Origin of the sequence: Streptococcus sp. Marseille-Q3604, assembly GCF_916619785.1 — a bacterium.
GTDB lineage: Bacteria > Bacillota > Bacilli > Lactobacillales > Streptococcaceae > Streptococcus.
Genome location: NZ_CAKAKM010000002.1, coordinates 605,000 through 621,313, shown reverse-complemented (window position 1 = coordinate 621,313; position 16,314 = coordinate 605,000). Strand labels below are relative to the sequence as shown.

The 16,314-nt window shown below is 38.7% G+C and carries 18 protein-coding genes, 1 tRNA gene and 1 other RNA gene; 11 read left to right on the top strand and 9 right to left on the bottom strand.

Annotated features, from left to right (window positions below):
• Positions 1-7 precede the first annotated feature (7 nt).
• Both LG375_RS07495 and LG375_RS07490 read left to right on the top strand, forming a co-directional pair.
• Positions 8-196 (top strand): DUF3173 domain-containing protein, encoded by a 189-nt coding sequence (locus LG375_RS07495; RefSeq protein ID WP_057491696.1) that lies wholly within the window; start codon positions 8-10, stop codon positions 194-196.
• Between the two features lies 1 nt (position 197).
• Positions 198-1,337 carry a site-specific integrase gene (locus LG375_RS07490; RefSeq protein ID WP_225745574.1) on the top strand — a complete coding sequence of 380 codons (1,140 nt, stop codon included), beginning with the start codon at positions 198-200 and terminating at the stop codon, positions 1,335-1,337.
• Positions 1,338-1,422: 85 nt separating this feature from the next.
• Here the strand turns inward: LG375_RS07490 and LG375_RS07485 are convergent.
• The 3 genes from LG375_RS07485 to LG375_RS07475 form a co-directional block, all read right to left on the bottom strand.
• Positions 1,423-1,495 (bottom strand) — tRNA-Lys (locus LG375_RS07485).
• A non-coding RNA gene (ssrS, locus tag LG375_RS07480) (6S RNA) lies at positions 1,496-1,691 on the bottom strand.
• Positions 1,692-1,777: 86 nt separating this feature from the next.
• The gene (locus LG375_RS07475; RefSeq protein ID WP_225745573.1) at positions 1,778-3,046 is read right to left on the bottom strand and encodes a replication-associated recombination protein A; all 1,269 of its coding nucleotides are present in this window, start codon (positions 3,044-3,046) and stop codon (positions 1,778-1,780) included.
• 169 nt (positions 3,047-3,215) lie between these two features.
• Here LG375_RS07475 and rpmB point away from each other — a divergent pair, with 169 nt between their 5' ends.
• The 9 genes from rpmB to nrdG all read left to right on the top strand — a co-directional run bounded on the left by rpmB (position 3,216) and on the right by nrdG (position 10,123).
• Entirely contained in the window at positions 3,216-3,404 is a 189-nt protein-coding gene (gene rpmB / locus LG375_RS07470) for a 50S ribosomal protein L28 (protein ID WP_002885786.1), read from the top strand.
• 127 nt (positions 3,405-3,531) lie between these two features.
• Complete coding sequence (locus LG375_RS07465; RefSeq protein ID WP_002885737.1) at positions 3,532-3,798, top strand: IreB family regulatory phosphoprotein; 267 nt, start codon at positions 3,532-3,534, stop codon at positions 3,796-3,798.
• The gene (ruvX, locus tag LG375_RS07460; protein ID WP_002887078.1) at positions 3,798-4,217 is read left to right on the top strand and encodes a Holliday junction resolvase RuvX; all 420 of its coding nucleotides are present in this window, start codon (positions 3,798-3,800) and stop codon (positions 4,215-4,217) included. The genes LG375_RS07465 and ruvX overlap by 1 nt, the downstream gene beginning before the upstream one ends.
• Before the next feature lie 107 nt (positions 4,218-4,324).
• Positions 4,325-4,630, top strand: a complete 306-nt coding sequence (locus LG375_RS07455; RefSeq protein ID WP_002887079.1) for a DUF1292 domain-containing protein — start codon at positions 4,325-4,327, stop codon at positions 4,628-4,630.
• Between the two features lie 210 nt (positions 4,631-4,840).
• Positions 4,841-6,487, top strand: coding sequence for a hypothetical protein (locus LG375_RS07450; protein ID WP_002892107.1), 1,647 nt, complete (start codon positions 4,841-4,843; stop codon positions 6,485-6,487).
• Positions 6,488-6,585: 98 nt separating this feature from the next.
• Positions 6,586-8,790 (top strand): anaerobic ribonucleoside-triphosphate reductase, encoded by a 2,205-nt coding sequence (gene nrdD / locus LG375_RS07445; protein ID WP_156247063.1) that lies wholly within the window; start codon positions 6,586-6,588, stop codon positions 8,788-8,790.
• Between the two features lie 89 nt (positions 8,791-8,879).
• The gene (locus tag LG375_RS10530) at positions 8,880-9,011 is read left to right on the top strand and encodes a hypothetical protein (RefSeq protein WP_002885877.1); all 132 of its coding nucleotides are present in this window, start codon (positions 8,880-8,882) and stop codon (positions 9,009-9,011) included.
• 1 nt (position 9,012) lies between these two features.
• Positions 9,013-9,513 carry a GNAT family N-acetyltransferase gene (locus LG375_RS07440; protein ID WP_225745572.1) on the top strand — a complete coding sequence of 167 codons (501 nt, stop codon included), beginning with the start codon at positions 9,013-9,015 and terminating at the stop codon, positions 9,511-9,513.
• Between the two features lie 4 nt (positions 9,514-9,517).
• The gene (nrdG, locus tag LG375_RS07435; RefSeq protein ID WP_225745571.1) at positions 9,518-10,123 is read left to right on the top strand and encodes an anaerobic ribonucleoside-triphosphate reductase activating protein; all 606 of its coding nucleotides are present in this window, start codon (positions 9,518-9,520) and stop codon (positions 10,121-10,123) included.
• A gap of 31 nt (positions 10,124-10,154) precedes the next feature.
• On the opposite strand, the gene yaaA is transcribed toward nrdG, so the two are convergent.
• From yaaA to LG375_RS07405, 6 genes are all read right to left on the bottom strand, one after another.
• Positions 10,155-10,886: a peroxide stress protein YaaA gene (gene yaaA / locus LG375_RS07430; RefSeq protein WP_225745570.1), complete on the bottom strand. Its 732-nt coding sequence runs from the start codon at positions 10,884-10,886 to the stop codon at positions 10,155-10,157.
• A gap of 86 nt (positions 10,887-10,972) precedes the next feature.
• Positions 10,973-11,914 (bottom strand): YitT family protein, encoded by a 942-nt coding sequence (locus tag LG375_RS07425; protein WP_002892117.1) that lies wholly within the window; start codon positions 11,912-11,914, stop codon positions 10,973-10,975.
• On the bottom strand, positions 11,907-13,658 hold the full coding sequence (gene aspS / locus LG375_RS07420; RefSeq protein ID WP_225745569.1) for an aspartate--tRNA ligase: 1,752 nt from the start codon (positions 13,656-13,658) through the stop codon (positions 11,907-11,909). The genes LG375_RS07425 and aspS overlap by 8 nt, the downstream gene beginning before the upstream one ends.
• A 109-nt stretch (positions 13,659-13,767) precedes the next feature.
• Entirely contained in the window at positions 13,768-14,190 is a 423-nt protein-coding gene (locus LG375_RS07415; protein ID WP_002892121.1) for a hypothetical protein, read from the bottom strand.
• A gap of 7 nt (positions 14,191-14,197) precedes the next feature.
• Positions 14,198-15,478, bottom strand: a complete 1,281-nt coding sequence (gene hisS / locus LG375_RS07410) for a histidine--tRNA ligase (protein WP_155198417.1) — start codon at positions 15,476-15,478, stop codon at positions 14,198-14,200.
• Between the two features lie 152 nt (positions 15,479-15,630).
• Positions 15,631-16,278 (bottom strand): PTS transporter subunit EIIC, encoded by a 648-nt coding sequence (locus LG375_RS07405; RefSeq protein WP_225745568.1) that lies wholly within the window; start codon positions 16,276-16,278, stop codon positions 15,631-15,633.
• Positions 16,279-16,314: the final 36 nt, after the last annotated feature.

Here is a 16,314-nt window from a genome sequence, read left to right as displayed (position 1 = left end):
GATGAGAATGCATAACAATTTGATTAGTAATAAAGAATTAATTGAAATGGGCTATCGCCCTCACACAGCAAATGACATTATTCATCAAGCTAGGGAATTACTTGTATCCCGAGGATATACATTTTATAATCGTAAGCGTCTGATGGTTGTTCCCAAGAGTATTGTAAACGAAATTCTAGGAACAGAGGTAGCATAATATGGCAAATATTCGTTATCGAAAGCGTGGCAATAAGGGGTTATGGGCTTACGAAATCCGCCATGCAGGAAAGACTATAGCTTATAACAGTGGTTTTAAGACCAAAAAGTTAGCTGAAACTGAGGCTGAGCCAATCCTTCAGGAACTCCGTTGTGGAAAACGAATTTCGAAAGATATTTCTCTTGCAGAACTTTACCAAGAATGGGTTGAGCTAAAAATATTACCCAGTAACAGATCAGAAGAAACAAAGAAAAAATACCTTCTTCGAAAAAAGACTATTATTAAATTATTTGGAGACAAAAAGGTCACACAAATTCGTGCTAGCGAGTATCAAAGGATTATGAATAGCTATGGAAAGACGGTTAGTCGAAACTTCCTAGGAAGATTAAATACCAGTATCCACCAAAGCATACAAATGGCTGTCGCAGACAAAATCTTAGTAGATGATTTCACTCAACATGTTGAGTTGTTTTCATCCAAAAAACAGCAATCAGTCTTGGACAAGTATTTACATGCAGAAAAAGATTATCTTGATCTCATAAGTGCAGTCAAAGAAAAATTTGATTACCAAAGGTCAATCGTTCCTTATATTATCTATTTTCTTCTAAAGACAGGTATGAGATTTGGAGAATTAATTGCCCTAACGTGGGACGAAGTAGACTTTGAGAAAGGATTTTTAAAAACATATAGAAGGTTTAATACACTTTCTCATAAGTTTGTTCCACCCAAAAATAAAACATCTATTCGGATAGTCCCAATAGACGAGGAATGTATAAAAATCTTACAAGTTCTACATACACAACAGGAAAAAGCTAATAAAGAGCTTGGAATAAGAAATCATTCCAAAATGATTTTTCAGCATTTTGGATATATCCATTCAGTTCCTGATATTGCTAGTGTAAACAAAGCTTTAAACGTAATCTTGAATAAACTGGATATCTATCCGATAATCACGACTAAAGGTGCACGCCATACATATGGTAGCTATCTTTGGCATAAAGGATTTGATTTAGGTGTAATTGCGAAGATATTAGGTCATAAAGATATTTCAATGTTAGTAGAAGTATATGGTCATACCTTAGAAGAAAAAATTTATGAGGAATTTAATAACATAAAATATATCTGGAAAGAAACACCTTAAAAAATGTGGGACAAATGGTGGGACAAACTTCATTTAAACAAGCAAAAAAGCCTTGTAAACCAAGGCTTTTACTGTTGAAATTAGATGCCCCCTACAGGGCTCGAACCTGTGACCCATGGATTAAGAGTCCACTGCTCTACCAACTGAGCTAAGGAGGCTGGATGCTGTATTGGTACCGATGATCCACGGTTTGTATTGAACCCGCGACGTAAAAAAGCAGGTGGGCGACTCGCTACTAACTTCAGTTGCTTCTGGGTGAGCCAGCCTGCACACTGTTAATAGACCTCTGTCTCCCGATAATACAAAAATTAGTCGGTCAACACTTATATGTGGATTCGTATACCACAGCAATTTCTATGTTTTTATAATACCACTTTTGAAAATTATTGCAAGAGGAAAAATCAATTTTTTTGCAATCGTTTTCGTTGATTCCTCTCGTATTACCTAGATAACTTATCAATCCGTTCTTTATTAGCTCCAAGAGCTCTTTCATATTTCCCGGTTTCATTGGGGTGGAAATAATTCACACCTCTTAATTTATCCGGAAGGTATTGTTGCTTGACCCACTTTTCAGGATAAGCATGGGGATACTTGTAATCTTGTGCATTGCCCAGTTCCTTACTTCCAGCATAGTGCCCATCTCTCAAATGACGAGGAATCGGTAAATTTCCTGATTTTCTAAGGTCTGCCAAGGCAGCATCCATAGCCATATAAGCCGAATTCGACTTAGGAGATAAAGCTAAGTCAACAACTACATTGGCTATCAAAATACGCGCCTCTGGAAAACCTACTTTCTGTGCAGCTTCCAAAGCTGTAACCGTGTGAACTTGCGCATCAGGATTAGCTAAACCAATATCCTCGTATGCAATCACAGTCAAGCGCCGCGCTAGACTAGGGAGATCTCCTGCTTCAACCAAACGCGCTGCATAATGAAGACTGGCATTAACATCAGAGCCTCGAATAGATTTTTGCAAAGCAGAGAGCACATCATAGTGTCCATCACCGTCTTTATCCATGGTGATATAGCTACGTTGTAAACTATTTTCCACTGTATCTAAAGTAATATGGCGAAACCCATCTTCTGAAGCTGGCGTCGACATGACAGCTAGATCCAACGAATTATAAGCCGAACGTAAATCACCATTAGTAGCCGTAGCAATAAAATCTAGAGCATCATCATCTAACTGGACATCAAAGTCAAAACCACGCTCCTTGGCCTCTAAAACACCTAGGATAGCTTCCTTAATATCCTCGTTAGAGAGTGGTTCCAACTCAAATATTTGTACACGACTACGGATGGCTGGTGTTACAGAAAAAAACGGATTCTCCGTTGTAGCCCCAATCATGATAATATTACCATTCTCTAAGAGTGGTAATAAAAAGTCTTGTTTAGCTTTATCTAAACGATGAATCTCATCTAGGAGCAGAACTAAGCCACCTGAAAATTTAGCCTCTTCCGCAATTTCCTGCAGGCGTTTCTTGCTATCAACTGTAGCATTAAAGGTTCTAAAAGCAAATTTTGTTGTTCCTGCAATAGCACTAGCTATTGAGGTCTTCCCGATTCCTGGTGGCCCGCAGAGAATCATTGACGATAGCATATTAGCTTCTACCATACGGCGAATAATTTTACCTTCACCAACCAGATGCTTCTGACCAATCACCTCTGAAATTGTACGTGGACGCATGCGTAGAGCAAGATTATCTGGCATCTTCTCTCCTTTTTAAACTGTTTTTTTCTTATTATAATAAGCATATACTATTTTGTTACAAAAAGAAATTATAAATAGTTCTTGTCAAACCTAAATTCTTATGATAGAATGTTTTGGTATGTGGTGCTAGCACATCCGTAATAAATTCTACCTAGGAGGAAAACACGAAATGGCTAAAGTATGTTACTTTACAGGACGTAAAACTGTTTCTGGAAACAACCGTTCACACGCTATGAACAAAACTAAACGTGCCGTTAAACCTAACCTTCAAAAAGTTACTATCCTTGTTGATGGTAAACCTAAAAAAGTTTGGGCTTCAGCTCGTGCGCTTAAATCTGGTAAAGTTGAACGCGTTTAATCTTATTGGATATTAAGAGAGATGACTTCAGTCGTCTCTTTTTTTTATTTATCATCTTTCCCTTTTGGGTATACTTATGTTATAATAAAGAACTAACAGATAATTCTTATAGAAAGAAGGTGTCAGTATGGGATTTACAGATGAAACTGTTCGTTTCAACCTAGACGACGGTAGCAAAGATGAAATCAGTAATACTTTGACAAATGTCTACCGTTCGTTGGCTGAGAAAGGTTATAATCCTATCAACCAAATCGTCGGTTATGTTCTGAGCGGTGACCCTGCTTATGTTCCGCGTTATAATGACGCCCGTAACCAGATTCGTAAATACGAACGTGATGAAATCGTTGAAGAACTCGTTCGCTATTATCTTAAAGGAAATGGAATTGACCTCTAATGCGAGTAATGGGACTTGATGTTGGCTCAAAAACAGTAGGAGTTGCGATTAGTGACCCCCTCGGTTTTACAGCCCAAGGCGTTGAAATTATCAAAATTGACGAGGAGGCTGAAGAGTTTGGTTTCGACCGACTAGGCGAGCTCGTTAAAGAATATAAGGTAGAAAAATTTGTTGTTGGTCTTCCTAAAAACATGAATAACACTGAAGGACCACGTGTTGAGGCAAGCAAAGCCTATGGTGACAAAATCAAGGAAATCTTTGGAATTCCTGTAGATTACCAAGACGAGCGCTTGACAACTGTTCAAGCCGAGCGTATGTTAGTTGAACAAGCAGATGTCAGCCGTGGAAAACGTAAAAAAGTTATTGATAAATTAGCTGCCCAACTTATTCTACAAAACTACCTCGATCGAATGTTTTAAGAAAGTGTAATAGAGACCTAATAGTCAAGTGACAATCTAGTAAACTGACAAGCAAATATACTAGATTTTCCTCACTATTCAGCGCTCTCTTCAAAAAGGAGAACAATATGTCACACAATCACGACCACAACCATGATCATGAAGTCATCACTTTAGTAGACGAACAAGGAAATGAAACACTTTTTGAAATCTTGTTGACTATTGATGGACGCGAAGAATTTGGTAAAAACTATGTTCTTTTAGTACCAGCTGGTGCTGAAGAAGATGCTAATGGAGAAATCGAAATACAAGCATACTCATTCACTGAAAATGAAGACGGTACTGAAGGCGACCTTCAACCAATCCCTGAAGATTCAGATGCTGAATGGGATATGATCGAAGAAGTTTTCAATAGCTTTATCGACGAAAACTAAAAATATTCAATGCCATAGGCAAAGAAATGGCTTGTTAAAAAGAGATTGGGATATTGTATCTCAGTCTCTTTTTTAGATATTTTTTATTAAATGTAAGAAATTAGAGGAAAATTGACTAAATGGTATTATCTGATATACTTTAAATAAGACAATTAGGAGGCAAGACCCTTCTATTTATAACTTTCCAAATGTCAACAAAGGAGTTTAATTGTGAGTCCATACAACGAAGACAATACTGTAGATTCAAGTGGCTACCAAGGTTATCATCGAAGCCACCATCGATCTCATACACAAGATAGTCAATCCGAAAAGATTGAAGTGACAATTCAAGGACATAACGAAGAATCAGATTCTTCTCAAATAGAGAAAAAAACTAAGATCTCACTTCCATGGAAGCATAAAGGTCATATCCTGATTTTCAGTTTGATCTTAAGTATTTTTAGTATATCAGTTCCCTGCTTTACAGACTTTGCCAATAATATACAGTCTCAAAACCTTTATATTGCAAAAATGTTTGCCAATGGTAGCTTACCTTACTCTGACTTTTTTGCGACAGGTGGATTCTTTTATTACCTCCTGGTTTCTCTGGCTTTCCGTTTAGGATCAACGCTTTGGCTAATTCCTATACAATTCCTCGCCTACTATCTTTCTGGTAGTTACCTTTACAAGACTGTCATGCACATGACAAGTAAGAAGGAAATTGCCACTCTAATTAGTATTATTTTCTATGTCACTAATGGAACACTTGGTTTTGGTGGGCTTTACCCTATCCAATTTGCTATGCCTTTTGTCCTAGGTGCAATCTTCTTCTTAACTCGTTACTTTGCGGGTCATAGTCGTGACGAAGCCTTTATTCTTTACGGCTTTGCTGGAACTGCCGGGGCCCTCTTTGAAGCTCGAACTCTTATTTTCTGGATATTGTCACTTGTGACAATATTCGTTTACAACCTTGTCAACAAACACTTTGCTCGTGGTTTTTATCAAGTTCTTTGTATTGTTTTTGGTAATATTCTAGTATTGTATCTATGTCTTTACTTTATCCTTAATTTACAAATTACATCGGACTACATTAACCAAGTTTTGGTTTACAACTTTACACAACTCGCTGTAGAAAAAAATGACTTTCTACTTACATTAGCCTATCAAAGCTTTGCTGTTTTAGGCTCTGGGTTACTTATTGGTGCACTTACTACAAGCAACCACCTTCTTGGCGAGGCTAAAGATAAGAGCATCAAGTGGGTACTGCTCCTTAGTTTTATCTTTACAGTGGTTTACAGCTTGTTCTCTCAAAGCTTTGGACTTTACAGTATGCTCAATATCGTACCTTATGGTCTAGTCTTAACAGCACTTTCTTTAGATGATGCTATTAAAAAGAGAGCAGAGCGAACTTCTCACCGACGTCGTAATGGTAACCAAATTCACACACTTAAAGTTTTTGGTATCTTCCTTAGTCGTAATTACTTCTTACCTATTGCAGTCTTTGCATTCGCTTTTGCGATGCCAATCATTATGTTCCTATTTAATTTAGGGAATAATACTGAACGTAGTACTGTTGCAAATTACCTCGCTAAAAATACCAAAAAAGATGAAACTATCTACGTTTATGATTCCTCAGCAAAAATTTATTTGGAAAGCGGTCGTAAAGCAGCCTCACAATTTGTTCTTCCAGAACTTAACACAGCTAAATCTAGTCATCAGAAAGCTCTCTCAGATACTATTATCCAAGATTCAGCACAATATATCGTTGTCCAACAGGATACACAACTACCTTCTGATGTTAAATCTACACTTTCAAAAAACTATAAAAAAGCCCCTGTAAAAGGCGTTGAACGATACACTGTTTACGTCCTAAAATAGGTCAAAAAATCAATATATAGTGGTTGAGATAAAAATATACCACAATATATTGATTTTTTTTTGCCTAGTGCTATAATTAGTAACGAGGTGATTTTTAGATGATTACATTAGAAAAAGAAATGGTTACAATCAACCCTGATATCAAAGTCATCAAACGTGATGGTCGTATGGTTGTCTTTGATTCAAGTAAAATATATGAAGCTATTCTCAAAGCGAGTGAAGCTATTACACCTATCACACCCTTAATTGAAGCAAAATTGGAGGGAATTGCCAACCGTATTGTTGCTGAAATTAATGACCGCTTCACTCAAAATATCAAAATATATGAAATCCAAAGCATTGTAGAGCATGAGTTACTCGAAGCTAACGAATATGCTATCGCTCAAGAATATATTAACTATCGTACCAAACGTGATTTTGAGCGTTCTCAGGCTACTGACATCAATTTCACCATCAGTAAACTTGTTAATAAAGATCAAGCTGTTGTTCATGAAAATGCTAATAAAGATAGCGACCTTTACAATACACAACGTGATCTAACCGCAGGAATTGTCGGAAAGTCTGTAGGACTTAAGATGCTTCCTCCACACGTGGCAAATGCTCATCAAAAAGGAGATATCCATTTCCACGATTTAGACTACAGCCCCTACACACCTATGACCAACTGTTGTTTGATTGACTTCAAAGGCATGTTGGCAAATGGTTTTAAAATTGGTAACGCTGAAGTTGAGAGTCCTAAATCCATTCAAACTGCAACAGCACAAATTTCACAAATCATCGCAAATGTTGCCTCTAGTCAATATGGTGGATGTACTGCAGACCGAATCGATGAGTTTTTAGCTCCTTACGCAGAACTTAACTACAAAAAACACTTAGCTGATGCTAAAGAGTGGGTAGCTGAAGAAAAACGTGAAGATTATGCACGCGCCAAAACGCGTAAAGATATCTACGATGCTATGCAATCTCTTGAATATGAGATTAATACGCTTTTCACTTCAAATGGACAGACTCCCTTTACCTCTCTAGGTTTCGGTTTGGGAACAAGCTGGTTTGAGCGTGAAATCCAAAAGGCTATCCTACAAGTTCGTATTTTAGGACTTGGCTCCGAACACCGTACAGCTATTTTCCCTAAACTGATTTTTACCTTAAAACGTGGACTTAACTTAGAGCCTAGCTCACCTAACTACGATATTAAGCAACTAGCTCTTGAATGTGCAACAAAGCGTATGTACCCGGATGTCCTATCATATGACAAAGTCATTGAATTGACGGGTTCCTTCAAGGCTCCTATGGGATGTCGTTCCTTCCTACAGGGGTGGAAGGATGAAAATGGTGTTGAAGTTAATTCTGGACGAATGAATCTGGGGGTTGTAACCCTTAATCTTCCTCGAATTGCCCTAGAATCTAAGGGAGACCAAGATAAATTTTGGGAAATTTTTGAAGAAAGAATGGGAATTGCCAAAGATGCACTCGTCTATCGAGTTGAACGTGTCAAAGAAGCTACACCTGCTAATGCGCCTATACTTTATCAGTATGGGGCCTTTGGCCAACGTCTAGGTAAATTCGACAATGTAGATCAACTCTTCAAACATCGTCGTGCAACCGTATCACTTGGTTATATTGGGCTTTATGAAGTAGCATCTGTTTTTTATGGTAGTGACTGGGAGACAAATCTAGAAGCCAAGGCATTTACTTTAAATATCGTAAAAGCTATGAAAAATGCTTGTGAAGGTTGGTCTGACGAATATGATTATCATTTCTCTGTTTATTCAACACCATCAGAAAGTTTGACTGATCGCTTCTGTCGTTTGGATACTGAAAAGTTCGGTGTCGTGACTGATATCACAGATAAAGAGTATTACACCAACTCTTTCCACTACGATGTTCGTAAAAATCCAACACCATTTGAAAAATTAGAATTCGAAAAAGCTTACCCAGAAGCTGGCGCAACTGGTGGATTCATCCATTATTGTGAATATCCAGTCCTCCAGCAAAACCCTAAAGCACTCGAAGCTGTCTGGGACTTTGCTTATGACCGTGTCGGTTATCTTGGAACAAATACTCCAATAGATAAATGCTACAAGTGTGACTTTGAAGGGGACTTCACCCCAACAGAACGTGGATTCATGTGTCCTAACTGTGGCAACACAGATCCTAAAACAGTTGATGTTGTCAAACGTACTTGCGGTTATCTAGGAAATCCACAGGCACGCCCAATGGTTAAAGGACGCCACAAAGAAATCTCAGCTCGAGTCAAACACATGAACGGTTCAACCATAAAATATGAAGGTAAACACCTTTAATAAGACCTAGAATACATTATAATAAACTAGAAGCAGCTGGATGATACCTTCCAACTGCTTTGCTTATTTCATTTTTAGAAAGGAATATTATGGGAAAATATCAATTAGATTATAAAGGTATGCAACAAGTGGAACGTTACCACGAAAAAAATGCAACCGTCAAAAATGATAAAAAAGCACGTGTCCAAGCCCTTTTGAAAAAAGCTGGAAAGAAGAAGTAATATGATTTTACGCCGTCCAAGTCAAACAGATAAAGAAGCTATCTTAGAGATGATGGCTGAATTTGAAAGGGAGCAAGCTGCTCATGATGGTGGATTTTGGAACGCCAACAATTTTGTTTATGAAGAGTGGCTAGAAGAAAATCTTCAAGCGGAAGCGGGACTCAATATTCCTGAAAACTGGGTTCCTGCTATCCAGCTGGTTAGTTTTGACGAAGCAGGCCAGGCTCTTGGCTTTCTCAACCTTCGTCTCCGATTAAATGACTACTTACTAGAAAAAGGGGGCCATATCGGCTACTCCATCCGTCCATCCGAACGAGGAAAGGGTTGTGCGAAAGAATCTCTCCGTCAAGGCTTACAAATAGCTAAAGAAAAGAATATTCATCGTGTTCTGGTCACTTGTAGTATCAAGAATCCTGCTAGCCAAGCTGTTATATTGGCCAACGGTGGTCAGTTGGAGGACATTCGCCATGAAACTGAGCGCTATTGGATAGATTTGGAGTAGAATCATGACATGGAATACACCAAAACCACAGGAATGGAAGTCTGAAGAGCTTAGCCTAGGACGCATTATTGACTACAAAGCTTTTAATTTCGTTGATGGTGAAGGCGTACGTAACTCCCTTTACGTCTCTGGTTGCATGTTTCATTGCGAGGGATGCTATAACGCTGCCACTTGGTCCTTTAAGGCAGGAATTCCCTATACTAAAGAACTTGAAGAACAAATCATGAGGGATCTAGCTCAACCTTACGTACAAGGTCTCACGCTACTTGGTGGTGAACCCTTCCTAAACACAGGAATTCTCATTCCCTTAGTCAAACGCATTCGTAAGGAACTCCCGGAAAAAGATATCTGGTCTTGGACTGGATATACTTGGGAGGAGTTGATGCTTGAACCCCCTGATAAACTAGAACTTCTTCAACTCGTTGATATTCTCGTTGACGGCCGCTTTGACATCACTAAAAAGAATCTTATGCTCCAGTTTCGAGGATCATCTAATCAACGTATTATTGATGTCAAAAAATCTCTTGATCAAGGAGCAGTCGTTATTTGGGACAAGCTAAATGACGGTCAAACTAACTATGAACAAGTCGATCGTAAAGATATGCTATAAGAAAAAGTCTGAGTTGATAACTCAGACTTTTTTAAACGATTTTAACAAAAACTAGCTCATTGTTAGAGGATAAATCCTCACGATAGTTAAAATCATCAAAAGACAATTTTCGTAAAGCATTAATCGTTTGACAATTCTCCTCCATAACAGCTGTCAAAAAAGCCCCTCTTGCCTTTTTGGAGATCGTAGAATGAGTCTTAAGAACTCCATTGCGGTCTTCCATAAAACTAACCGTGAATAACCGCTTACGAAGAGTTGGACTAAAAACATCCTCAAATTCACTTGAAAGTAAAGAAACAACTGGAGCTTGACTCTCCTCTAGAAATTGGTCATATTCAGCACGCCAATAGTTTTTTAAGGACTGACCATTAACCTTGATCTTCGTATGAAAATCATGACGATGTTCTTGAATCGGATAAAAAGCGGGAATAATCCCATAAAAGGAAGATGTGATGAATACTTGTTGGCCTAAGAAATCTTTTTCACATGTGGATAAGTCACTACGTTTGATGTGACGATACATCAGTCCATTAAAAAGCTCGACAGCTGGATAGTTCTTCGCTTCTCCAGACAAAATCGCAGCCCAGCGCTGATTTTCTTTCTCAGCCTGCTCAGGCTTTATTTTATAAGCTGTGGACAATTCATCTGTGGATAATTTTGCCATTTCAGTTAGGATAGCCGCACTCTTTTCAGATAATTTTTGAGACGGAACTTCCTTACTGGCCTTCATTTCTTTTGCGGTTGGAATTAAAAATCTAATCATACTGATATTGTAAAGTCAAGCAAGCATTTCGTCAAGAATTCTATCCAACAAAAAAGAAGCTAACGTTCGTCAACTTCCTTTTTTTGTTAGTCATCTAAATCAACAAAACGACCTAGAATATGTACATTTTCTGCAATGGAGACAAAGGCTTTAGGGTCTGCTTTTCTCATATAATGCTTGAAGTCAGTATACTCTTCACGCGTAATAATCGCCAATAATACGGCTTTCTTTTCGTGATTATATGTTCCTTCCGCATCATTAATCAACGTTACTCCACGGTGGAGTTTCTTCTGGATCATTCGTACAACTGGATCTGGATTACTTGTAACAATCATAGCCTGCATTTTCTTTTGTTTAGTGAAAATCGCATCCGTTACTCGACTAGAAACAAAAATCGTAACCATTGAATAGAGAGCGTATTTCCAACCAAAAAGAATGCCCGCAAAAACCATGATAATCCCATTGACAATCAAGGAGATATTACCAACATCACGGCCTGTTTTCTTACGAATAGTGAGGCTAACGATATCCGTCCCTCCGCTAGAGATACGAGATTTTAAACCGAAACCAATCCCTGTTCCCATGACCAAACCACCAAAGATAGCATTGATCAAAGGATCCTCTGTCAAGGTTACATGTGGCATCACCTGAATAAAAAGGGAACTCATCGTTACTGTAATGAAGGTAAAGATAGTAAATTTATGGCCAATCTTATACCAAGCCAAAATCAAGAGAGGGATATTAATCGCGTAGAAAGTCAATGATACTGGTATCTCAAAGCCCAAAGTTCTAACACTCAATGCCGATAAAACCTGTGCCAAACCTGTCGCTCCACTAGAGTAAACATGTCCAGGTTGAAAAAAGAAATTAACGGCGATTGACGATAAGAGCCCATAAAGTAAAGACGCTGAGACTTTTTCAGTATACTTTTCACGGGAAATACTACGAACAGCCTGCAAAACGCCCATTCTCTTCGCAGACTTTTTCGCTACAAATTTAACATGTTTATGAAGAGGTGCTTTATTCATTTTCTAAATCTACATGAAGGGCAAGTTCTTCCAACTGTTTATCAGCCACAAGACTTGGAGCCTGAGTCATAGGATCTGATGCCTTATTATTTTTAGGGAAGGCAATCACTTCACGGATATTATCTTTACCTGCAAGAAGCATAACAAAACGGTCAAGACCGATAGCCAAACCACCATGTGGTGGGAAACCATAGTCCATAGCTTCAAGAAGGAATCCAAATTGCTCGTAGGCTGATTCTTCAGAGAAGCCAAGGGCTTTCAACATACGTTCCTGTAGGTCTTTATGATTGATACGTAGACTACCCCCACCAAGCTCATAACCATTCAAGACAATATCATAAGCCACAGCACGAACCTTGGAAAGATCACCTTCAAGCTCTGCTACAGAATCTTCTGTTGGCAAAGTAAATGGGTGGTGAGCAGACATATAGCGTCCTTCTTCTTCAGACCACTCAAACATTGGCCAATCGACAACCCAAAGGAAGTTGAACTTAGTATTGTCAATCATGTCAAGTTCTTTAGCAATCTGATTACGCAAAGCACCAAGTGTGTTATTAGCGATTTCAAGAGTATCTGCTACAAAAAGAACTAGGTCATTCTCTTCAAGGTGTAAAGCATCTGTCAACTTTTCTTCAATACTTGTCAAGAATTTAGCAACTGGACCAGCTAGAGCTCCGCCAGTCATCTTAACCCAAGCAAGACCTTTAGCGCCAAATTGTTTGGCGAACTCTGTCAACTTGTCAATGCTTTTACGTGAGTATTTGTCTGCATTTCCTTTGACAACAATTGCCTTAACAGCTGGTGCCTCAGCAAACACTTTGAAGTCTACCCCCTTGACAACCTCTGTCAAGTCTTGTAAAAGCATGTCAAAGCGTGTATCTGGCTTGTCAGAACCATAGTTATTCATGGCATCATCATAAGACATACGTGGAAATGGTAGTGTAACTTCAATACCTTTAGTTTCTTTCATGACTTTAGCAATCAATCCTTCAGTAATATCTTGGATTTCTTGCTCATTAAGGAATGAGGTTTCCAAGTCAACTTGTGTAAACTCAGGTTGACGATCTCCACGCAAATCTTCATCACGGAAACACTTAACAATTTGATAATAACGGTCAAAACCAGCATTCATTAATAATTGTTTAGTGATTTGGGGACTTTGCGGAAGAGCATAAAAGTGGCCTTGGCTAACACGGCTTGGCACCAAGTAATCACGAGCACCTTCTGGTGTAGATTTTGTCAACATTGGTGTTTCAACATCGATAAATTCCAAGTCATCCAGATAATTACGGATGGCGTGAGTTACCTTTGCACGGAGCTTAAAGTTTTCCAACATTTCTGGACGACGAAGATCCAAGTAGCGGTAACGCATACGTGTATCATCACTAGCCTCAACACCATCTTTGATTTCAAATGGTGTTGTTTTGGCAGTATTAAGGACTTTAAGGTCTTCAACTTTAAGTTCGACAGCACCTGTAGGCAAGTTATCATTAGCTTGTTCACGCGCTTCAACAGTTCCTGTTACTTCAATAACAAATTCGCTACGCAAGCTCTCAGCTGTTTCAACCACAGTTGTATCCGCATTCTCAGGGTTAACAACCAACTGCATCAAACCTTCACGGTCACGAAGATCGATGAAAATCAAACCTCCGAGGTTACGACGACGAGATACCCAACCTTTCAGAGTAATAGTAGTTCCGATGTGTTCACTACGAACACGTCCGGCATACATAGAACGTTCCATAAATACACTTCTTTCGTTAATTTTTTAGTCTTAACTATTATAGCAAAAAGCCCATCAAAACCCCACCCATTTCAGGTTAGAATTTTAATAGACTTTCTTTTTTATCAAACTATTTGCCAAATTGTTTCAACAAATCACTAGTATCCACGTAATCTTCAGCAAACTCTTCAAAATCTTCAAAACGATAATCAGCTGTTTCTAAGTCAAGTAAACTATTCCAGCGGAAACCGTAAACATCTTCAATGATAACACTAAGTTCATCAGTTTCCTCATCTACCTGCCATCCCAAATAACGTTCCTGAGTTTCAAAACTCAAGACTACATCTTGACAATCTTGACGCCAAACTTGACCAAGTAATTGCTGACACATCGCATGATCACTTGCAGGCTCATCATTAAACCAAGTAATTTCATGCTTATCAAGAAAAGCAATCAACTGCCAAAACTGTTGTTGGAAACGAATAGGCATACTACGATCAAAAGCCAAACTAAACTTTTCACTCCGTTTGAGCATATCAACTATACTAATCATATGCCCCCTACTTTTCTAACTGTTTGAGGACTGCTGCAAAGTTGTTAGTTAGCTCTTCGAAACTTACAGTAACTTCCTCACGAGTAGCATTATTTTTGACATTAACTTGACCTGACTCCACTTCACTCTCACCTAATGTGATAACAGTCTTGGCCTTGAAGGTATCTGCTGACTTGAATTGTGCCTTAATCTTCCGTCCAAGGTAATCACGTTCAGCTTTAAATCCTTGATAGCGGATAGCTTGAACTAACTCAAGAGCTTTGCCATTAGCACCTGAACCAAGTACTGCGATGTAAACATCTAGACTTTCTTCCACCGGAAGTTCAATACCTTGTTTATCAAGAACCAAAAGCAAGCGTTCTAAACCAAGTCCAAAACCAAAACCAGCTGTTTCTGGACCACCGAAGTATTCAACTAAACTATCGTAACGACCGCCCGCACAGATTGTCAATTCAGACTTATCAATAGTGGTAATAAATTCAAAAATCGTGTGGTTGTAGTAATCAAGACCACGTACCATATTAGTATCAATCACATAAGGAATGTTAAGACTATCGAGCATGGCACGCACTTCGTCAAAGTGCGCTTGACTTTCGTCATCTAAATAATCAAGAATAGAGGGTGCATTTTCAACTGCAACCTTATCTTCTTTTTCTTTTGAATCGAGTACTCGCAAAGGATTTTCATCCAAACGGCGTTGACTATCTTTTGATAAAGTATCACGCATTGGTGTCAAGTAGTCAATCAAGGCCTGACGATAAGCCAGACGACTCTCAGTATTTCCAAGGCTATTCAAATGAAGGGTAACTTCCTTGATGCCAAGCGTATTAAAGAGTTGGTAGGCCATAGCAATGGTTTCAACATCTGTGGCTGGATTTTTTGATCCAAAGCACTCTACACCAAGTTGGTGGAACTCACGCAAGCGTCCTGCTTGAGGACGTTCATAACGAAACATTGATCCAATATAATAAACTTTAACGGGTTTTTGAACCTCTGGCGCAAAGAGTTTATTTTCTACATAAGAGCGTACAACCGGTGCTGTTCCTTCTGGACGAAGTGTGATATGACGGTCTCCCTTATCATGAAAATCGTACATTTCCTTAGTAACGATGTCAGTTGTATCACCTACTGAACGTGAAATGACCTCGTAATGTTCAAACATAGGTGTACGAATTTCACCATAATTGTATTTCTTAAATGTTTCACGTGCAACATTTTCTACGTACTGCCATTTAGCACTATCAGCAGGTAAAATATCCTGCGTTCCCTTAGGTTTTTGAAGCTTCATAATAATGATACAGGTCTCAAATAGACCTGCCCTCCTTTTCCGTTATTACAGATATAATCACTCTATTCTATCATAATTTACATAGCTTTTGGGAATTGGTAGAGGTTTTTTCAACGTAAGAAAGAAACAGACCTCTCGGCCTGCCACAATCATTAATCTTCTTTATAAAGAACGAAGGTCACAATAAAAGATATCACAACAGAAATTACAAGACCTGCAATAGCTGTGTAAAAATATTTAAGTGTATCTTCACCAATATAGGCTGCAATCGTCAAGAGACCTGGGGAAGCACCTGCAAAATTTCTCGCACCTAAAATACCAAGGAAGAAGCCACCTACTCCCCCTGCAACAATAGATCCTATGAGGGCAGCTTTATTTTGCAAAGTTACCCCATAAAGAGCCGGTTCCGTAATCCCACAAATTGCAGTAATTCCAGCAGATGAAGCCAGAGCTTTTTTATTGGTATCCTTAGTTTTTAAAGCAATAGCAAGGGCTACTCCCCCCTGAGCCCCATTCGAAGCCAAAGCACCTGGACCTAAAATCAAAAGTGTTACGATTGCAGTGATCAAGGTCGTAATCATAGGCACCAAGAAAAATTTAACAGCCTTTGATGAAATTTTAATTGCAAAGCGCTCCACATAACTCATAAACCAAACTGCCAAAATAACAGGAATAACCGTTGATGAGTAAGAAGTTAATGTAAGGGGAATACTAAAGAAAGAGACGCCATGACCTGATTCCTTGGCAGTTGTCACAATCTTCGTAAAAGTTGGGTGTAATAAAATAGCACCAATCAACATCCCCAATTGAGCGTTTGTCTTAAACTATCGAGCTGC

Bases quoted from the DNA above. Each gene is read 5' to 3' on its own strand.
- LG375_RS07495 (WP_057491696.1), top strand. From the start codon at position 8: ATGCATAACAATTTGATTAGTAATAAAGAATTAATTGAAATGGGCTAT.
- LG375_RS07490 (WP_225745574.1), top strand. From the start codon at position 198: ATGGCAAATATTCGTTATCGAAAGCGTGGCAATAAGGGGTTATGGGCT.
- LG375_RS07475 (WP_225745573.1), bottom strand. From the start codon at position 3,046: ATGCCAGATAATCTTGCTCTACGCATGCGTCCACGTACAATTTCAGAG.
- rpmB (WP_002885786.1), top strand. From the start codon at position 3,216: ATGGCTAAAGTATGTTACTTTACAGGACGTAAAACTGTTTCTGGAAAC.
- LG375_RS07465 (WP_002885737.1), top strand. From the start codon at position 3,532: ATGGGATTTACAGATGAAACTGTTCGTTTCAACCTAGACGACGGTAGC.
- ruvX (WP_002887078.1), top strand. From the start codon at position 3,798: ATGCGAGTAATGGGACTTGATGTTGGCTCAAAAACAGTAGGAGTTGCG.
- LG375_RS07455 (WP_002887079.1), top strand. From the start codon at position 4,325: ATGTCACACAATCACGACCACAACCATGATCATGAAGTCATCACTTTA.
- nrdD (WP_156247063.1), top strand. From the start codon at position 6,586: ATGATTACATTAGAAAAAGAAATGGTTACAATCAACCCTGATATCAAA.
- LG375_RS10530 (WP_002885877.1), top strand. From the start codon at position 8,880: ATGGGAAAATATCAATTAGATTATAAAGGTATGCAACAAGTGGAACGT.
- LG375_RS07440 (WP_225745572.1), top strand. From the start codon at position 9,013: ATGATTTTACGCCGTCCAAGTCAAACAGATAAAGAAGCTATCTTAGAG.
- nrdG (WP_225745571.1), top strand. From the start codon at position 9,518: ATGACATGGAATACACCAAAACCACAGGAATGGAAGTCTGAAGAGCTT.
- yaaA (WP_225745570.1), bottom strand. From the start codon at position 10,886: ATGATTAGATTTTTAATTCCAACCGCAAAAGAAATGAAGGCCAGTAAG.
- LG375_RS07425 (WP_002892117.1), bottom strand. From the start codon at position 11,914: ATGAATAAAGCACCTCTTCATAAACATGTTAAATTTGTAGCGAAAAAG.
- aspS (WP_225745569.1), bottom strand. From the start codon at position 13,658: ATGGAACGTTCTATGTATGCCGGACGTGTTCGTAGTGAACACATCGGA.
- LG375_RS07415 (WP_002892121.1), bottom strand. From the start codon at position 14,190: ATGATTAGTATAGTTGATATGCTCAAACGGAGTGAAAAGTTTAGTTTG.
- hisS (WP_155198417.1), bottom strand. From the start codon at position 15,478: ATGAAGCTTCAAAAACCTAAGGGAACGCAGGATATTTTACCTGCTGAT.
- LG375_RS07405 (WP_225745568.1), bottom strand. From the start codon at position 16,278: ATGTTGATTGGTGCTATTTTATTACACCCAACTTTTACGAAGATTGTG.